We start from the raw sequence: 17,679 nt of genomic DNA, 5'->3' as shown, positions 1-17,679 counted from the left end.
TACAATGATAATTCAAAGCTTTTGTTTATTCCAGCGATCGTATAAGCCACAATCAAACATCGGCTTCTTATGCCCGTCGTTCTCATCCTTCAACCTTTATCCCATTGAGCTTTACGACTTTGGCGGGAATACCTACTGCTGTCGCATTCATAGGCAGAGACTCCAGTACGACGGCATTGGCTCCGACTTTGGTGTTATCTCCTATGGTGATCGGCCCGAGCACCTTGACCCCTGCAGAGAGAAAGACGTTGTTTCCTATGGTGGGATGACGTTTGCCTCTTCCCTTTCCCGTTCCTCCCAACGTAACCTCATGAAACAAAGTAACATCGTCTCCGATTTCCGCCGTCTCTCCGATTACAATACTCATCCCGTGATCGATGAAGAGTCTTTTTCCTATCTTTGCTCCGGGATGAATTTCGATACCTGTGAAAAACCTTGATACCTGAGACAAAAATCCCGAAATAAAATACAATCTTCTCCTATACAACAAGTGAGTCAACTTATGCATCAATACTGCATGAAGTCCGGGAGTATTGATCAGAATTCCCAAAGCACTTCTCGCAGCGGGATCTTTTTCCCTATAAGTCCTTATCGTATCGGATACCGAGCCGAAAAAGGATGTTCCTTCTTTCTTCCATTGTGCTTTCATAACTCCTCCTTGCCCTTTCATCTCCGGTCGTCTTCCTCCTTATATTGAAATCTCAAACTTTTGGTCCGTCAAACTCTTTGTTCATTATTTCTCGCTCAAATGTCGATACAAATCCGTGGACAGATAGCGTTCTCCGTTATCGGCAGCAAGAAACACGATTTTTTTGCCTCTGCCCAGTTTCTTTGCCGTCTCCAAGGCAGCAAAGAAGGCGGCTCCGCCCGAGATACCGAGCAAAATACCTTCTTCCACCGCGGCCCTTCGTGCATATTCAAGAGCCTCCTCGTTTTCCACCTGTGTAATCTCGTCCACGATCCCCATGTCCATAATGGAAGGGATGAAACCCGCTCCGATTCCCTGTATCTTATGAGGGCCGGCCTGTCCGCCCGACAAGACCGGAGAAGAGGAAGGTTCTACGGCAATCACCCGAATATCTTGCCTATGCTCTTTGAGTACCTGCGCCGTTCCGGTAAGCGTACCTCCCGTACCTACTCCTGCAACAAAGGCATCGATCTCGGGAAGGTCTTCCAAGATCTCCTTCGCCGTCGTCTTATGATGAGCCTTGAGGTTGTCGGGGTTGTCAAACTGTTTCATCATTACATAACCTTCTTCTTCAACAAGTCTTTGTGCTTCTTCGATCGCTCCCTTCATTCCCTTTGCCCCTTCGGTCAATACCAACTCCGCGCCGTAGGCTCTAAGCAACATCTTCCTCTCTTCACTCATGGTCGCCGGCATCACAAAGACTGCCCTGTATCCCTTGGCAGCGGCGATCATAGCAAGACCGATCCCCGTGTTTCCGCTGGTCGGTTCAATGATAGTATCTCCCTTTTTCAACTCTCCCCTTCGTTCCATCTCGGACAGTATATTGAGAGCTATTCGATCTTTTACCGAACCTCCGGGATTAAAAAACTCCAACTTCACATAGATCTCCGCCCTGCTGTGCGCATTAAACCCGTTTATTTTTACCAAAGGCGTATTTCCTATTGTGTCCATAATATTTTGATATAACATAATGGTCTCCTTTTCTTTTTTATATATCGTTCTTCCTTCGATGGCATTTCTATTCTATACTACACGTTTGAATTTGTACCGAGGACTTGTGCTCTGCGATCTCCAATATACTTTTGCAATCTGCAAGTTCCATATCTTCGCCCCCGTCGGAAAACCCAATCTTACACTACTACCCGTTTAAATTCCCTCAATTTTAACGGTTGATAAAAGTGAGTCCAATCTATAAATACCGAAGTGATAGTTCTTTGCAGAGAGGATATTCCCAAATTTCGATCGGGTTCTTGTATAATACTATTCTTCCTTTGAGTTGTGGATATAAACAATCTGTGACCATAGAAGTTAAAGAGATTTTTCGAAGGTTGAAAAAAACGGATATATCCATACTTCTATTGGAGAATAGTATAATACTTCAATCGAGAAAGGCACTTCCTTGAAATTTTGAGCATAGAAAAAGCCGAGCATAAAAGCTCGACTTTCAGAACAAATTCAAAGCAAGAAACACCTATCCCCGTAGAGATAAGAGTGCATTTTTTGCCCTATTCAATTGCAACCGAAAAGGTGTGCAGCCTAAAAAAAGTCATAGCCATGCCATCATTTTATCATTTCTTTATGAAATTATAAAAACAATGAGAGCTACAACACATAGCATGACCACCCTTTTCCTTTCAAAATTTTAGCAACGGATAAAATTCATACCCAGATACTATGAATTACATTGTATCTTTTATTTACCCGCATGTCAACAGATAAAACATTTTCTTTTCGAACATCAAACCTGTTCAAACCGCTTATCTGTAAAGACAGGGAAAGACCTCATGATTTGAAAAATCAACATAAAATCAACTCTATACAAATGGTGAAGTTCCTGAAAATTTTGATTTGACAGGCTTTAGTATCTTATAAACCGGAATTCAAACCAGAAATTTGCCTTTGTTCGGCGTTTCCATAATACCGGCATCTGCTAAAACTGACAGGTTGAACCCTTTGAACCATCCTCTTCCCGATGTTTTTCGGTATGATAAGTCTGTATACCCGGTATTTCAAACGGAAAATAGTGCAAACGGAGTTTGACCTGTAAAAAACAGTGTGGTATGGTATAATAAAAAATACAGCACAGTTTAAAACTCAGAGTAATACTATTATCTATTAAAATTGACGACTTGAACGCTTTGAATAATATGATCATCCAAATCATTTTTCGATAATGATTATCCTGTATACCCGACATCTCAAACGGAGAATAGTATGCAACAGAAAGATCCGAGTCCATCTTGTTCCTTAACAGAAAAATTAAAGGAGGTCTGTGCCCCAAATGGAGTATGATATAAAAAATTTAGAGATCCAACTAAATCGGAAGAACCGAAAAAACTTTATATTCGAACTCTATAACTGCAATACTTTCAATGAAGAGAAGTTTGATTCATTCATTGGAGGTATTGCCGAGTTTATCGACAACTATTCCGCTCTTCAGCATTTGTCGGAAGAACAGTATTTTTCTTATGTGAATGAGATCATAAAAAATTGTGAGGATATATTGTGGTCCTTCACCCGCCATTATATGAAAGAAGATGAATATGCGATCAAAAATTTCAATCAGATAGAAGATCGTCTTACACAGTATTATATGTATCTTCGAGAGTACTCCGAGAGATTGATTTTAAATATACAGGAATAAAACGCAAGGACTTTAGAAGGTACCGCACAATTCTAAAAAACGGAGAGAAACCAATTCAAATGCGTTCGACATTCGGACCGTACCGGCAAATAACGATATGAAGAGTAAATTTATAAAGCTAAGGAACGAAGGAGGTCAAAATGGCATATGTGATAGCGCTGATTTTGTTTTTATTTGGATTATCGCTTCCCCTTATATCACGAAGATCCGCAGATCTCGTTAAGGATATAAAAGCACTTTTAGCAGATGATACAAACCGTCAGGAGACAAAAGGAACCCTACAAGTAATCGAAATAAAAAGTAGCCGATATGATTTTGAGTGTTACGCAAAGGTTGTTTTTACAAACCACAACGGTAAAACCTTTCGATATAAAGAAACTTTTTCAAGCTCAAACAGCAAGGCTTCTTTTTTGTGGAAATGTAAAAATAAAGGGAAGGTTCCCATTAGCGTTATCTACGATAAACGTTCGCCGGCAAGGCATTTTATACGAGAACTGAAACCTCTCGAAGTAAACAAAAACAGCAAGGTCGCTTATACTCTTATAGGAATATTATTTATGCTTCTCGGTCTCTTTATTATAGGCGCTGAGCGTTCTCTTATGTGAAGATCCCTCTAATGTGATAGATAAGGTGTCAAATACAGGTTGTAAATACCATTATCTACTCGAATTTCCCGCTCATATGAAACTGCATTGTATAAATCATTTATGTATTTCAGCACTTATATCATTTTTGTGGATGGGAATATACAAGATCTCGGTGATAAGCACAAACATCGAATAAATGCCGGATTCCAACAGCTATTTGAGAAGGATTGCATCCAACGTTACTATGAGTAACAGGAATGTTCTTCTGAGGATATGGCTTGTTTTTTGTTTTGAAGTTAAAATGATTTCATACCCTAAATAAAGAAAGGATGGATACCATGACAATAGGTGAAAAAATTAAATCGTTGAGAAAAAACATAAGCTTATCTCAAGAGGATTTTGCTGAAAGACTACATGTTTCTCGTTCGGCAGTTGCAAAATGGGAGTCGAATAACGGTGTTCCGGATATCGGCAACTTAAAGATGAGCGACGATTACCTCCATGTACGAATCAAATCCTTTGATTCTTTAGAGGTTCAATTGGAACTTGGGGAAACAATTCCAATTTCTGATATCTGTAAAATAGAAGAATTATTCGATTAGTGCTATTCTTCTATCAAGGTGCGAAACCATCGTCTTCAAGTGGAGAATAATACAAACTCGTAACAACAGAGTAAAAGAGGTGGCAGATTTGGGCAGATTTTTGCATATCGGTATGATCACATTTTTAGGTATTTCGTTTGTTTTTTGTATCTTTTTTCTGTATAAGAGCTATAAAGATATCACGATCCACGGAAAAAGGGTGCTTGATGAACCCGTGAACAACAAATCAAAAACGGATAAAATGAAAATAGGGGAGATCTTCCTATATGTTTTGATGTTTATAGCAGCCCTTCTTTTTGCAATACAGCTTTTATATAAGGGCGCCAAACTTCCGTCAGCAACAGCTGTTCTAATACGAACGATAATTCTTGTACCGATCATGGCACTCTTTAATTCCAGAAAACGTACAGGAAAGGCCTTTGTTGCACTTTTTTCCTCTTTATTATTTTTGCTGTTTTGCACTATGACCTATATGATCATCGGCCTTCCTGTAAAAGCTCCGGTCCTTACTGTAAATAATACGGACATAAGACTGGGCCGAACTACGGTTCAAGAACTGATGAACGACGGGTTTGAGATCTACGCGGAAAAAGAATGTACCTCATCGTCGGATCGCGAGGAATTTTCTTCTTCAGAACAATTCGAGAAATACTCCGATACCATATCTGTCCCGAAGGGCTATCATTGGCAGACTGCGGATCGTGTTCCTTTCTCCAGGGGTATTTTGGCAAAAAACAATACCCTTGTTGCCGAGGTCATCTTTTATGGAAGTATGACGGAGGAAACACCTCTTAAAGATTGCAGTATCATTTATTTCACTATGGAGGACGAGTATATTGCCGAAGGAAAAAACAACGGACTGTCTGTAAAGCTAAATGGAGTGGATCTGTTTTCCAAGATCGATGCCGATAAGATGAAAAAAGTGTTCGGAAATAAAATATTCAGACCGGATCAAACAGAAGAGGATAGACACTATGTGATCTCCTGGGACAGCAACAGCCATCATCTGTTTTATAATTCCTATTCTGCAAGTATCGATACAGACGATAATTATTCGATGGATTTTCTTGAATTGGAATGCCAAATTGCAAGGGAGGCAGATCAATAAAAATCTCCTCGTATAATTTCATACTATTATCTATTAGAGTTGACAGGTTTAATACTTTGATAGCATTAGGGTCATCCAAGTTGCAAAACCGTTTTTTCTTTCATGATACATTCTCCAGAGTATTCATTTGACAAGCTCTGTATATTTAGAGAAGTGCCGCACAAAGGCAAACTTCTGATTTTACCATGCAGTTATAGAAATTTGAAGTTTGCCATATCAATATTTTCAAGAGTTTCATCCTTCGTATAACATCGGTTTTATGATGATTTTTAAAATTATGAGTTGTGTATTTGGCGAAACGACAGAACGATCATTCTCCATCTCTGAACAACGTTTTCTTTAAATCTTGGGTCAATTTCGATCCTTGCCTCTTCTACTTCGAATACCCTTCATTCTCATCCACATCATCTTTTCCGAACCACAGACAAGCATAAGAGTTTCCTATCCCTACTCCTACAACTTTGATATCCGACCATTTTCCTTGCGATTTCATTACAGCGTTGTGCCCACCGGAATTTTCCCATCCTTTGACTGCTCCATCCGGTGTAACATAAGATCCGTAGTAGGAATTTTCAAACCCATAGCCGGTATAGTTTGTAAGCTCTCCGGGCTTTGACCACATCATTTGCGCATTTTTGTGATCGGGCGTATAGACCCCGCCGGTCCAATAGTTGCTGTATGACCAGCTGTGCCCATTTCCTCCACTTTTTTTAAACTCGCTGTAAAGATCATTTTTTTCGGCATCGATCACATGTATCCTGGCAACCTTTGTAAGCTCCATAGAAAGCTTGAGCGGGCCTAGCCCTTCTCTCGCTCGGGCCTTATTTACATTATCAAACATCTCCTTCTCATAATCGTTCAGTCTGTCATTAAGGATATAATCCAATTCCTCTTGAGTAAAATTCATATTTTTGATTTTACGATCGGGCAAATAATTAATCGGAGCTTTTGCCCTTATTCTGTTCTCCTGTTCTTTTCTGTAAATATTCTCCGGTTTTATGGTCAAAGTGCTGTTGTTTTCAGTATCTCTCCTGTTATCTTCATCATAGTTGTCCGTTGCTTGAGTATAGTCTTCTTCATCAATTTCTTGACTCGTTTCAAGAACATATCGAGATCCTACTTCTATACTCTTGGATCGATCATTCCAATCTATAGGCACAGCCAACATATTCGCCAGATCTCTTATCGACAGATAGGTCCTTGCGTCTACTAACAATTCCAAGTTTGACGGATATTTTCGTTCTCCTTTTACATAGATGGGAAAATTCATCTCTTTCGCTTTTTTGTACCCTCCATAGGAAAAATAACTTATGTAATTCTCAAAATATTGGATCTCTTCACCGATATATATGATTTTCTCCCTTGCGTTCCATATTACCTCGACACTTAAGATCCTCGAAATATCTCTTAGAGATAAATAGGTCCTCCCCTGTACATTAAGAATGGGAAATTCGGTCCCTTGCAACTGTGAATTCCTATATATGGGATAGTCGACCACTTTTGCATTAAAATATCGCTCCCTTGCATTTGCAACAATACCGAACTGAATAATGAATACAAATACCAATATCATAGAAACTGTTTTTTTCATTTTACCCTCCTTTAACAAACATCGATTTGATACCATCACCTATTAATACTATGCTCCGATAGAAGTGTGGATATATATGTTTTTGGAACACGAAAATCCGTTTTATCTTCTATGAGTTACACATCGTTTATATCCATAATTTAAAGGAAGAATAGTATAAATTATTTTTTCACCTTGTCAATCGTTCTATATGATTTATAAGAGGCGAGCAGATTGATAGACCTTTCTTTGTTGATGCCGTCCTTCAATATAAAAAGCCGTGAAACAGTTTTCTTCCCATTTCACGGCCCTTATTTATGTTATGAATAAAGCAGTTTTCATCTAGTCGGCTACAAAGTTCCCTTCTTTGAGAAGCTCGATTGACTTGTCTACATTGGACTCTTTTACCATAACAATAGGACCCGTACATCCCATTCCGCTTTCCGCATAGATGCCGTGTTTCCATAGATGCTTTAACGCGTCGTCCAAGTCAAGCACATCCACTCCCGCAATTGCACCCGTTACTACTTCTTTTGGAGGTGCAGTCACTTCTTCGCCTTTATTTTCGGATTTCTTATCCGTTACTTGACGGATCAGATCCATCATGTTTGCCTTACCCGCCAAAGAATATTCTTCTTTTGCGTGTTTTTCCAAGTTTCCTTTCACGATGTCATACGCATACTTCAAAGCGTTCGCTACCACCGGAGCACCGGATGCTCTTGAGATGATGAAGACTTTTCTTCCATATCCCTCACCTACTCCGGGGCCATATCCGTATCCCATCGCTTCATAATCTCCGCCTGTCGTATAGGAGGAGAAGAGTTTCATCAATAGGTTTCCTGTCAGAGAGTCGGTCACCATGACATCACAGCTCGCCTGCAACAAGTCGTTTCCTCTCATTGCAACTCCACCGTCTGCACGCATGGACTCTGCAAAGGAAACGGGATATCCGTTATCTCTCATCTTCTTTAGGATTTGTTCTGTTTGTTTTGCTCCATCGATGTTTAAGATACCGACCTTCGGTTCTTTTATGTTCAAAGATTTTGCTACAGCAATACCTGCAACGGTATTTTTGACCATTGCTTCCACACGGTTAAGTGCGGATGTTCCTGTTGTTGTCGCAAGAATAAGTTCTCTTCCTCTCGCCGGAGTTACGACGCGACCTACAGTCGATACCCCGATTGGAAAATCGTAGTGCATGGTAACGCAGGCATCGAGTTCTCCGCTATCGAGAAGTTCTTCCATCTTCTTATGGCCTTCTTTATCATCCGCCACAACAATGGTCTCAAACTCGGATTCTCCCGGATCTCCTATAAGCACAATATCGAATAAATCCGATTTTGCAAGGTTTGCCGCTTGAATCATCATCTCCTGCCCATGCTCACTTCCAAACGTCGTAAGTCCGATTTTAGGTTTGCTAAGAAAGCTACCGGTTTCCAAAGCTTTTGCAGCTTCCAAGAATACATCCGCAATCAATTTCTTTGACATATTCTCACTCCTATTCTTCTTTTAGCATTTCCATAGCTATTTTATTCATATATTCCGCTAACATCTTACGAACTTCTTCTTTGTCTTGACTTGCAGAAGCTTCTTCCACAACTCCCGTGTTTCTTTCCGTGATGAAGGATAGTCCGTCAAAGAGGTTGGTCATACGTCCCAGGAACAAACTTCCCTTTCCTACAAACATCGCACGGTTCTTCTCTCCTGTGGTCAAATCATCAATCATAAATCCTACATAAGGCACTCCTGACGGAATATGTCCCTGTGTTGGCGCCCAACCCGGAATACCCCTGTCTTTGATAAAGTTTGCAAGCTCTTTCTTCTCCAATTCGCCGTTCTTGACCGCCAAAGCACCGATCATCTTGTAGTTTGCTTCCGGTACATTTCCTGCCTTCGCAGGTACGGTAATATCCGGATTTTGCATTTCTACGGAGTATACATCGACGTCGGTGATCTTGAGATTTCCTTTGTTCAAGCTCTCCAAAATCAGTGCATTCATTACTGCCTGAGGAGAAGCTCCCGTACCAACGGAGTGTTTTCCGATCATATCGGTACGAATCACAGGGTGTACTCCGTCATTTTCGGAAATAAGCACCGCAAAACCTCCGACCACATCTTCCAATACAGGAAGCTCATTGTTGATATGATCCTTGGCATTCATCCCAAGTTTTGCTGTCGCGCCGCCCGCTACTACCATTACGTTTTTGTGTACACCTGATTTTACAAGAGCGGCAGCGTTTGTCAAAGCGTGAGCCGGAGCCGCACAGAATCCTCTGGTGTCAGAACCTGTCGCATTGTTCAGCCCTACGATCTCCGCGATCGCCTTTGCAAAGTTCCCTCCACCTCTTTGGTTGATGTCTCCGCAAGCCTCTTCGGAGCACTCGATCACATAGTCGATATCCAAGGCATTCACTCCGGAAGAACGAAGCAGATGAAGAGCCGATACCACTCCGCTCGCCTTTACTACAAGGTTCTCAAAAATAACATGAGCATTCAGGTTTACGTCTACATCGTGAGCCGCTTTTACAAATCCTACCAATTGATTGTTAAAATAGAGTTCTTCTACGGAATGCTTATCCAGTTTGGACAGTTCTTCCTCGACGTTTGTTCCTTTCATTTTTGCCGACCAAGCTGTCAACTCAGGATAGTGTTCATCGATAAGAGGTTTTACTCTATTAACAAATTCTTCACTCAAGTACACAAGATCGAATACATCACAAAGTTGCATCAAACCTATAAATTCATCTTCGGGCATAATTTCTCCGAATTTACCTTCACGGGTTCCTTGATGTTCAATCTTAGTCCAAGGCAACGGATGATCTTTCAATGCTTCAGGTCTCACATTTCCGATATATACCTGGTTAGGAAGATAGTTTACAACCTCTTCATAGCTTCTGATGTACTTTTCCACATCTTTGAGAAACTGTGAGTCCGGGTTTGTCACTCTCTCTACTGAACAAGTTGAACCGTTTCTTACTATCATGTCCGGCGTATGCACCAAGACATATCCTGCTCCTTTAATTACTGGGAACAACATTCATCCCTCCATTTTGTTAGAGCGAGTTCCACGCCTTGACAAACGTAGAACTCGCTCTTCTTATTTTTTAGTTATCAAATACCGTTTGATCTTCCACTTCGGTTGTCAAAGCGTTCAACGCTTTTTCTACCAAACCTCTTCTCAGCTTCTTCTCTTCAGAAGCATCCAAACTCGGGTTTCCAAGCGGGTGAGGAATTGCTATCGCAGGAACAATTCTGTTTGCTCCAACAGTCAAGGAGATCGGAACTACCGTACAAATGTGTACTACCGGAATTCCGGCTCTCTCAACTTCTTTTACCATCGTTGCACCGCAACGTGTACAGGTACCTCACGTAGAAGTCAGTATGACTGCATCCACTCCGGCATCTACCAATTTCTTGCTGAACTCAGCTGCAAATGCCTTGGAGCTTGCAACCGCTGTTCCGTTACCTACCGTGGTATAGAAGAATTCGTGCAATTTGCCGATCTTTCCTTCTTTTTCCATATCTCTGAGTACATCGACAGGAAGTACACGGTTCGGGTTTTCGTTTGCATATACAGGGTCATATCCACCGTGAGCTGTCTCATGGCTTTCTTCCGTCAATACATCGAACTCTGCGATGGAGTACTCTCCATACTTGGACGCGGAAGAAGACTCGATATGATCCGGATTATGTTTAGGTACAATTCCTCCGGATGTAACCAAAGCAATTCTTGCCTTCGTCAAGTCTTTTACTGCCGGGTTCGGCGCTACACGATCAAAGTTAGGCATCGGATATTCGGTTTCAAATTCTTCACCTTTGATTTTTTTGATCAACATATCGACCGCACGCTTGGAGCCTCTCTCTTCAGAGAAGAAGTTTACACGTACTCCTCTTTCGATGTATCCGGAATCCGCAGGCGATCCTACCTCCTCTTTCAATGCAAGTTTGCGAGCAAGTTTTGCAAGTTTGGGAAGGTCTTTTCTCATACCTGCTGCAGAATCTGCAGTAGAAAGGATGTATAACTCTTTTTTGAACATATCCGCTCCGGGGTTCTCGATATACATACCTGTTACCGCAGGGATTCCAAGTTCATCTTTTACAATCTTTGTAATAGTTCCGGCAGCAACTCCGTAACGTCCCGCATTAAAGGCAGGTCCTGCAATAAACAACGCCGGTTCGTGTTTTGAAATCATTTCCAATACTTCTTTGGAAGCTGTTTCAAGGTTTTCATTAAAATAACTGTCTCCGCAAACAACGGTTGCAACTACCTCAAACTCTTCTCCGAGTTGACCGTCCAATTGTTTACTGATAGGCGGAAGTTCTTCTGCGATAAAGGGTTTTGTGTCCGCTTTTTCCTCTCCACCTATCCCTGCGAAGAATTGGTTAATATAATGAACTACTTTTAGCTTAGCCATAATATTACTCCTTTCCTCACTTATATTTTGTCTTTCGACGAGGATATTTTATAGATATTTACAATAGTCTGCACGAAGTCCCGACATCTCTTCTACGATCTCATCAACTTCAAGTACCATTTCCATCATGCCCATTTGATCTTCGTATACTTCAGGGTCATAAAGTTCTTTCATTTCAGGCTCGATCGCGTGGAATACAGTAATTCCCAACGCTACTCCTGCAAGCGGTCCCGCAAATGTGGGGTCTCCGTTTGTTACTGTCTCAGCTGCAAGTCCTGCAGCTTCGGCCTCTGCTGCACCCAGTAGAACCACAAGGTTTTCCGCACCGTGCTTGTCAGCAAGGTCTTTTACCCTCTTTTGGTTCTCCAAGTCCATAGCGCCCGCGCTTGTTCAGACAAAGCACTCTGTTGAAGAAAATACGACTTCCGTATTTGCAACCGTATTCACACACTGCTCGATAGCAGGTCCCGGAATACCGTCACGGTCGCCGATGATAATGATTTTTTTGTTATCTAAGATACTCATTTTCATCTTCCTTTCATTTTATTTCATTGCATTTCGTTCTGTTGCTTTTGTATCAAAGAGACTTACTTAAGCAAAAACTAGAATGTTTTTGCAGTTAAATATCCATATCCTGTTTCGTTGGTAGCTCCTGTGATCGCTTGGATCTCAACTTCGATGGAACCATCTTCACGTAGAGAACCGTCAAATCCTCCTGCGATCACATCGATGAAGTCAAGATGTCCGATCACTTTGTCAAGTTTGGGAAGTACAACAACTTGGTTTGCATTTCCGCCTGTTACAACTGCATTTGCTTTTTCATCCGCATCTGCCAAAGATTGAGAAGCACCGTCTCTACCTGCATACTCATCAGTTACGATTACGGTTTTAATCCCTTCGTTTTCGATCTTTTTGCAGTTCATGATGAGGTCGGTATCAGGATTACCGAAACCTTCCTGAGATACGATAACCGCATCTGCACCCAAGTAGGTACAAAGTTTCGCTGTCCAATTGGAAGATCTTTCCTTATCCATCAAATATACGTTTTCGTTTGTGATGACAACTCCCAAGAAGTTGATCTCTTTTCCGTGTTTTTCATACAGTTCTTCAACGATTCCGTTGTTCAAATGTACATAACTCGGGTTTTTATCACAAGCGGATACGCAGTTACCGCTTAGAATCGCTCCGTCCATGATCTCTGTCGGATAAAGGATGGTCGGTACGATTTGTTTCGCATCCACACCGTATACGTAGGTATCATGCAACAAACCTTGAGTTTGGAGCATATATACATACAGTACTTTCGGCAGGTCTGGATATTCTTGAACCTGTTGAAGCAACGGCTTTGTTTCATAAGTTTTTACTTCGTTAGGCTCTACGTTTCTTCCTGCTTCTCCCAAGTATCTTGCAGCTTTCAAACCGATCATTCTCACTGCTTTCTCGTGAGCATGTTGTTTGAGATCTTCCACAGGTTCAGCTGTAATAACAACGTTGATAAGTTTGGAGAACGGTGTATATTTTGCTCCTTCTCCGATCATGTCGATGATCCCTTCCTGGAATCCTACAATCTTACCGGTCGTTACAACTGCCATTCCACTAAGCGCGTGAGTTCTACCCTCTCCGACAGTTCCAACTTTGTTCAATAACCCCGGGAAAATTTGTCCTGAGCCTTCCACTTTTACTCTTGGCTCGATTACGTCTTTTACAGGTGTGATTCTTACACTCTCACCCGGCTTTGCAATATCAATATCAATCGAAGCGATGTGCTCATCTCCACCGATTTCTTCCAACATCTCAGCCTTGTTGATTGTAAGTACTCCACCTTCTACTTTTGTTTGGTCTCCAAACACGACATCGTGAATGAAGATCTTACCTAATTCAAGACGCATACTACACCTCCTTAAAGCAATAGTCAATTTATTACAGAAGGCACACAAACTGTGCCTTCTTGAATCAAAAACAGCTTGGCTGTTTCCAATACCGAATTAACAATATTTTTGAATCATTGCCTCGATGTTTGCAATCGTAGCATCATCTTTTCCTACTTCGTCGATCTTCTCTCCGTCTTTATACATCAAAAGTGCCGGCAAACCCAGTACTTTTTGGGAAATCGCAACCCTGCGTGCCTTTGTGATATCCATGGAGCAGAATTTTATCTTATCGCCATATTTTTCAGCCAATTCATGAACCTCAGGCATAAGCGCCTTACAAGGCTCACATCCCTGACTCCAAAAATCTACAAATACATACCCGGAAGCTTTCAGAACTTCCTCTTCAAAGTTATTCTTATCCAGTTCTAGCATATCGATCTTCCTTTCTTAAACTTATTCAGCAAAGTGGTTTTCTATATAGTGTTCTGCCGAAACCGCTGCAATTGCACCGTCTGCAGCAGCTGTAACCACTTGACGAAGCATCTTTTGACGACAATCTCCTGCAATGAACACTCCGGGAATATTGGACTTCATCTCGTCATCCGCCAAGAGATAACCTTGTTCATCCATATCGATCAGACCTTTAAAAAGTTCAGTTTGCGGAACCAATCCTACGAACACAAACATTCCCATTGTTCCGTCATCTTCATCTGCAAACAACTCGGTCAACTCTCCGGTTCTGGTATCTTTCAATACAACAGACTCCAAGATCCCGTCTCCCTTGATCTCCTCTACGACCTTGTGCAGCATCCAATCGATCTTCTCGTTTGCCTTCGCCTTATCCAAAGCTACTCTGTTCGCTCTGAATCCTTCTCTTCTGTGAACGATGTTTACCTTACGGGCAAACTTTGTCAGATAAAGAGCCTCTTCAATTGCGCTGTCTCCTCCGCCTACAACATATACTTCCAAGTCCGTGAAGAAGTCCGCGTCACAAGTTGCACAATAAGAAACTCCTTTTCCGGTCAACTCCTTCTCTCCCGGACAACCGATCTTCTTCGGATTTGCTCCGGTCGCAAGGATAACAGTCTTTCCTTGATAAGTTCCTTTTTCTCCTTTAACAGTCTTTACCTTACCTTCAAGCTCCAGTTCGGTAACGGTGTCTCTGAAAATCTCAACACCGAAACTCTTGCACTGGTTGACCATCCTCGCTGTCAATGAAGGTCCTGTCGCATCCTCTACAGAACCGGGATAGTTTTCTACGGCGTGAGTAATTACGATTTGTCCTCCATTTTTTTCCTTTTCCAAAATAAGAGTCTTAAGTTTGGAGCGACCCGCATAAAGTCCTGCAGAAAGACCTCCCGGACCCGCTCCTATGATTATCACATCATACAAATTCTCCATACATGCACCTCCTGCAAATTATTATTGTTGAGGTCGATAACACTTTTTAAAACAAGGCCAAACCCTCCTTAATCAAAGTGTTTCGCTCCTCACTGCTGACAACTGTATTTAGATAGCGGTTAAGTACGAAATCATCGGTTAAACGCTATATAAATCTTTGTAGTGTTTGCTCAATTAGATCCAAGTCAATGACCTGAAAATCTTCGATCACCGATTCGGGCCAATTCCGCATCCTCTTGTTGCGAATGAAGGTCTCTGTGACAACGATCGCATCCTCGATCAAGGAGAGCGACTCCAGGTCCAAGTCCTTCCCTTCCTCCAAAACGACAGTTCGGTACATCGTTTCGTAGGGTTTTACACTTCCGTACAGGGGGTGTGTCATCAGACGATGACCCGAATGGATCTTGTATCGAACTTTATTTAAAATATCGATGTAACTGCAATCCTCAAACTCGACGACATACTGCGTCAGTTTTTCTTTTACCAACGGATTGTTTGTGATAATGACCAAGCTTCCACCCCTTCAACTTTTTCACAAAATACATATAAAAAAACAACAAAAAAACAGCTACCTGATTCCCTGTTGTCTTACAACTTCAGAGTTTTGTCCGATATAAGTTCCCTTACCTGAGAATTTCACTGTTTTTCGGTCCAAAACAGTTTGTACCTTCGGTTTTTCACTTAAGAAAATTTCCCTATATCCTCATCCAAAACATATGAATTTTACATAATTATTATAAACGTTTTCACAAATTAAATCAAGGCTCTTTTTCAGTTTCAAGGTTTTCAAATTTCTCAGAAAATTTGAATTTTCAATTAAAGCAAGACGCCCTTCCGCTGCTTCTTCAAGAAAGACAACGGGAGGGCTCCTTGTTAAATTTCTGTTTTACTATCGCAATAATCGGGCTTTATCTTTTTTGAACGATCTACTCGGTTACGGGGAGCTTTCCGTCTTCGATCAAAACATTTGCGACCCACTCCGCAACCTGACCTGTAATATGAATACAGTGTGCCTTGCGACCTTCCGACATAAAGTTATCTCCTGCCCACTCCCTTGTGATTACGCGACAACAGGTGCTTCTATACTCCTTTTTGATAAAATCATGCAAGCCCTTCGCATGTTCGAACATCTTAGGGTTCATAGGCTCTCCCTTGACACGTCCGTACACGATGCCCAGTGCCATCTCTCCTCCGGAAACCGCACCGCACAGACACTGCGCCTTACCCATTCCGATAGGAAAACTTGATGCCATCTTTACGATGCTGTCGTCGTAGGGCTTTCCCAAAGCATCGTTAATCGTTTGGAGTACAGCCTCCGAACAGAAAAAGGTCCCGCTTCTAAAATACTCTTCAGCGGTTTCTCTGATATCCTTCAAACATTCTTCTCTTGTCATTTCAACATCCTCCTTAAAAATATATGGTATCGCTTACGCATTTTCCGACTTAAACAAAAATCTCATATAGTGAAAAAGAACAAATACAACGATACAAAAAGCAACTGCTTCCTGAACCTTTACAAGCATTGCCAGCACAGCGCCCGCCTTCATATATCCCGCAAACATCTTCCCTGCGATCGCACTGATGACCAGGGGAAAAGTAAAAGCCGAGAAAGAGGGAGAGAACTTGCTCATCATCAACTTGGACAGATAGTACAAGGCGATGAAGTAGAACAGGTAGGAAAGAGTTGCCAGAAGATAGACCATTGTCGCAGACTTCACTTCAAAGGCACTCAAATAACCTGCGAGCAGGAGAGAAGCCGGTGCGGAAAGCACGATCAGTGTCGGTTTCGCAGGCTCGGGGATCTCTCCCACCTTCCAGACTCGATAAAGTACAAAAGGCAAAATAGCGAAGTAAGATACAAAGGCAAGCCAAAATGCGATCTGTCCTACCTTCAACTGCTCGACAGCCGGAGAACTTACACTGCCTACCGCAATTCCCACATAGACGATGTACCAGGAAGGAAATACTTTTTTGGTCGAAAAATTCAACACATGATTCTTACTGAACCACAGATAAAGTACCACATGTCCGATCACTCCGATGTACCAAATAACCGGTGCCAAGGCGGGAGCGTAGGGTTTGATGTATGTAGGTACCAGCATGGTGGCCATCGTAAAAGTGGGGAATACGCTTGCGACCACCGGATGTTCAAGCGCCTCTGACAGCTTGGTGTTAAATACGATCAGTTTGATCAGATAGATCAGGTACAAGACCCCTCCGATCAGTCCCAAAACTGTCCTCAAACCTTCCCCGTAAGGTTTCAGCAGATTGCCGAGGGCGAGGATCGCCAAAATCAGGCCTGCGATGGGAAGGGGATATTTCTTCAAAAAATCCATACAACACTCTCCTCTTCTTTTTTCTTCTTGACTGTCATCCGATTGGAATACCACCGGTTCGAAATCTGTAAGATCGAAGGTCCGGCAACAATCTCGAAGCTCGGATCATACCCGGCATCGGAGCGAACAACAGTATAGAAACACCGAGATCAAATCCGTGAACTCTCCTCTCTAATGCGATCATCTATTAAAATTGACTCTCTGAATACTTTGAACTATCCTCCTCCAAATTGTTTTTCGGCAATGATCTATTCTGTATATATGTCGCTTTAAACAGATAATACTATAAACTCCTCCAAAGACATCGGAGCAGAAGAGGGAAACAAGAATGATTATAAGAATGATCCTCCCTCATCTCGGAAAGTCGAAAATACGATCTCTATGTTTTAGAGCGTGTCTACACAAATTAAACAAGGCATCTTAACCATAAAACGATCGATGCCAAATGAATTGCTCC

The 17,679-nt window shown here is 41.8% G+C and carries 17 protein-coding genes and 1 riboswitch; of the genes, 4 read left to right on the top strand and 13 right to left on the bottom strand.

Annotation, left to right across the window (positions count from 1 at the left end; all coding sequences use genetic code 11):
• Positions 1-82: 82 nt before the first annotated feature.
• Positions 83-649 (bottom strand): serine O-acetyltransferase EpsC, encoded by a 567-nt coding sequence (gene epsC, locus ACFO4R_RS02790; RefSeq protein WP_379787480.1) that lies wholly within the window; start codon positions 647-649, stop codon positions 83-85.
• Between the two features lie 84 nt (positions 650-733).
• Complete coding sequence (gene cysK, locus ACFO4R_RS02785; protein ID WP_379787479.1) at positions 734-1,657, bottom strand: cysteine synthase A; 924 nt, start codon at positions 1,655-1,657, stop codon at positions 734-736.
• 1,312 nt (positions 1,658-2,969) lie between these two features.
• Between cysK and ACFO4R_RS02780 the strand changes: the two genes are divergently transcribed.
• The 4 genes from ACFO4R_RS02780 to ACFO4R_RS02765 all read left to right on the top strand — a co-directional run bounded on the left by ACFO4R_RS02780 (position 2,970) and on the right by ACFO4R_RS02765 (position 5,629).
• Positions 2,970-3,332 (top strand): hypothetical protein, encoded by a 363-nt coding sequence (locus ACFO4R_RS02780; RefSeq protein ID WP_379787478.1) that lies wholly within the window; start codon positions 2,970-2,972, stop codon positions 3,330-3,332.
• Positions 3,333-3,472: 140 nt separating this feature from the next.
• Positions 3,473-3,937 carry a hypothetical protein gene (locus ACFO4R_RS02775; protein WP_379787476.1) on the top strand — a complete coding sequence of 155 codons (465 nt, stop codon included), beginning with the start codon at positions 3,473-3,475 and terminating at the stop codon, positions 3,935-3,937.
• Positions 3,938-4,257: 320 nt separating this feature from the next.
• On the top strand, positions 4,258-4,521 hold the full coding sequence (locus tag ACFO4R_RS02770) for a helix-turn-helix domain-containing protein (protein ID WP_379787475.1): 264 nt from the start codon (positions 4,258-4,260) through the stop codon (positions 4,519-4,521).
• A gap of 88 nt (positions 4,522-4,609) precedes the next feature.
• A complete protein-coding gene (locus ACFO4R_RS02765) occupies positions 4,610-5,629 on the top strand; it encodes a hypothetical protein (RefSeq protein ID WP_379787474.1) in 1,020 nt (339 codons plus the stop codon).
• Positions 5,630-6,002: 373 nt separating this feature from the next.
• Here ACFO4R_RS02765 and ACFO4R_RS02760 read toward each other — a convergent pair whose 3' ends face one another.
• The 11 genes from ACFO4R_RS02760 to ACFO4R_RS02710 all read right to left on the bottom strand — a co-directional run bounded on the left by ACFO4R_RS02760 (position 6,003) and on the right by ACFO4R_RS02710 (position 17,222).
• Positions 6,003-7,220 carry a CAP domain-containing protein gene (locus tag ACFO4R_RS02760; RefSeq protein WP_379787473.1) on the bottom strand — a complete coding sequence of 406 codons (1,218 nt, stop codon included), beginning with the start codon at positions 7,218-7,220 and terminating at the stop codon, positions 6,003-6,005.
• 321 nt (positions 7,221-7,541) lie between these two features.
• Complete coding sequence (grdD, locus tag ACFO4R_RS02755; RefSeq protein WP_379787472.1) at positions 7,542-8,687, bottom strand: glycine/sarcosine/betaine reductase complex component C subunit alpha; 1,146 nt, start codon at positions 8,685-8,687, stop codon at positions 7,542-7,544.
• A 10-nt stretch (positions 8,688-8,697) separates the two neighbouring features.
• Entirely contained in the window at positions 8,698-10,236 is a 1,539-nt protein-coding gene (grdC, locus tag ACFO4R_RS02750) for a glycine/sarcosine/betaine reductase complex component C subunit beta (protein ID WP_379787471.1), read from the bottom strand.
• Between the two features lie 67 nt (positions 10,237-10,303).
• Positions 10,304-11,614, bottom strand: coding sequence for a glycine reductase complex selenoprotein B (gene grdB, locus ACFO4R_RS02745; RefSeq protein ID WP_379787470.1), 1,311 nt, complete (start codon positions 11,612-11,614; stop codon positions 10,304-10,306).
• 48 nt (positions 11,615-11,662) lie between these two features.
• Entirely contained in the window at positions 11,663-12,139 is a 477-nt protein-coding gene (gene grdA / locus ACFO4R_RS02740; protein ID WP_379787469.1) for a glycine/sarcosine/betaine reductase complex selenoprotein A, read from the bottom strand.
• A 77-nt stretch (positions 12,140-12,216) separates the two neighbouring features.
• Positions 12,217-13,503, bottom strand: coding sequence for a glycine/sarcosine/betaine reductase component B subunit (locus ACFO4R_RS02735; RefSeq protein ID WP_379787468.1), 1,287 nt, complete (start codon positions 13,501-13,503; stop codon positions 12,217-12,219).
• Positions 13,504-13,599: 96 nt separating this feature from the next.
• On the bottom strand, positions 13,600-13,917 hold the full coding sequence (trxA, locus tag ACFO4R_RS02730) for a thioredoxin TrxA (protein WP_379787467.1): 318 nt from the start codon (positions 13,915-13,917) through the stop codon (positions 13,600-13,602).
• A 21-nt stretch (positions 13,918-13,938) separates the two neighbouring features.
• Positions 13,939-14,886, bottom strand: a complete 948-nt coding sequence (gene trxB, locus ACFO4R_RS02725) for a thioredoxin-disulfide reductase (RefSeq protein WP_379787466.1) — start codon at positions 14,884-14,886, stop codon at positions 13,939-13,941.
• Between the two features lie 145 nt (positions 14,887-15,031).
• Positions 15,032-15,397, bottom strand: coding sequence for a GrdX family protein (locus ACFO4R_RS02720; RefSeq protein ID WP_379787465.1), 366 nt, complete (start codon positions 15,395-15,397; stop codon positions 15,032-15,034).
• A gap of 94 nt (positions 15,398-15,491) precedes the next feature.
• A riboswitch (glycine riboswitch) is annotated at positions 15,492-15,593 on the bottom strand.
• 219 nt (positions 15,594-15,812) lie between these two features.
• Entirely contained in the window at positions 15,813-16,280 is a 468-nt protein-coding gene (locus tag ACFO4R_RS02715; RefSeq protein WP_379787463.1) for a C-GCAxxG-C-C family protein, read from the bottom strand.
• Between the two features lie 33 nt (positions 16,281-16,313).
• Positions 16,314-17,222 (bottom strand): TDT family transporter, encoded by a 909-nt coding sequence (locus ACFO4R_RS02710; RefSeq protein WP_379787462.1) that lies wholly within the window; start codon positions 17,220-17,222, stop codon positions 16,314-16,316.
• Positions 17,223-17,679: the final 457 nt, after the last annotated feature.

Origin of the sequence: Filifactor villosus (assembly GCF_042652965.1) — a bacterium.
Classification (GTDB): domain Bacteria; phylum Bacillota; class Clostridia; order Peptostreptococcales; family Filifactoraceae; genus Filifactor; species Filifactor villosus.
Note: the sequence above shows the minus strand (reverse complement) of the source record. Positions and strands in the feature narration are given on the sequence as shown.

Coding starts and splice junctions, on each gene's coding strand:
- trxA (WP_379787467.1), bottom strand. CDS start 13,917: ATGCTAGAACTGGATAAGAATAACTTTGAAGAGGAAGTTCTGAAAGCT.
- ACFO4R_RS02715 (WP_379787463.1), bottom strand. CDS start 16,280: ATGACAAGAGAAGAATGTTTGAAGGATATCAGAGAAACCGCTGAAGAG.
- ACFO4R_RS02760 (WP_379787473.1), bottom strand. CDS start 7,220: ATGAAAAAAACAGTTTCTATGATATTGGTATTTGTATTCATTATTCAG.
- ACFO4R_RS02780 (WP_379787478.1), top strand. CDS start 2,970: ATGGAGTATGATATAAAAAATTTAGAGATCCAACTAAATCGGAAGAAC.
- trxB (WP_379787466.1), bottom strand. CDS start 14,886: ATGGAGAATTTGTATGATGTGATAATCATAGGAGCGGGTCCGGGAGGT.
- ACFO4R_RS02735 (WP_379787468.1), bottom strand. CDS start 13,503: ATGCGTCTTGAATTAGGTAAGATCTTCATTCACGATGTCGTGTTTGGA.
- epsC (WP_379787480.1), bottom strand. CDS start 649: ATGAAAGCACAATGGAAGAAAGAAGGAACATCCTTTTTCGGCTCGGTA.
- ACFO4R_RS02775 (WP_379787476.1), top strand. CDS start 3,473: ATGGCATATGTGATAGCGCTGATTTTGTTTTTATTTGGATTATCGCTT.
- ACFO4R_RS02710 (WP_379787462.1), bottom strand. CDS start 17,222: ATGGATTTTTTGAAGAAATATCCCCTTCCCATCGCAGGCCTGATTTTG.
- grdC (WP_379787471.1), bottom strand. CDS start 10,236: ATGTTGTTCCCAGTAATTAAAGGAGCAGGATATGTCTTGGTGCATACG.
- ACFO4R_RS02770 (WP_379787475.1), top strand. CDS start 4,258: ATGACAATAGGTGAAAAAATTAAATCGTTGAGAAAAAACATAAGCTTA.
- grdD (WP_379787472.1), bottom strand. CDS start 8,687: ATGTCAAAGAAATTGATTGCGGATGTATTCTTGGAAGCTGCAAAAGCT.
- cysK (WP_379787479.1), bottom strand. CDS start 1,657: ATGTTATATCAAAATATTATGGACACAATAGGAAATACGCCTTTGGTA.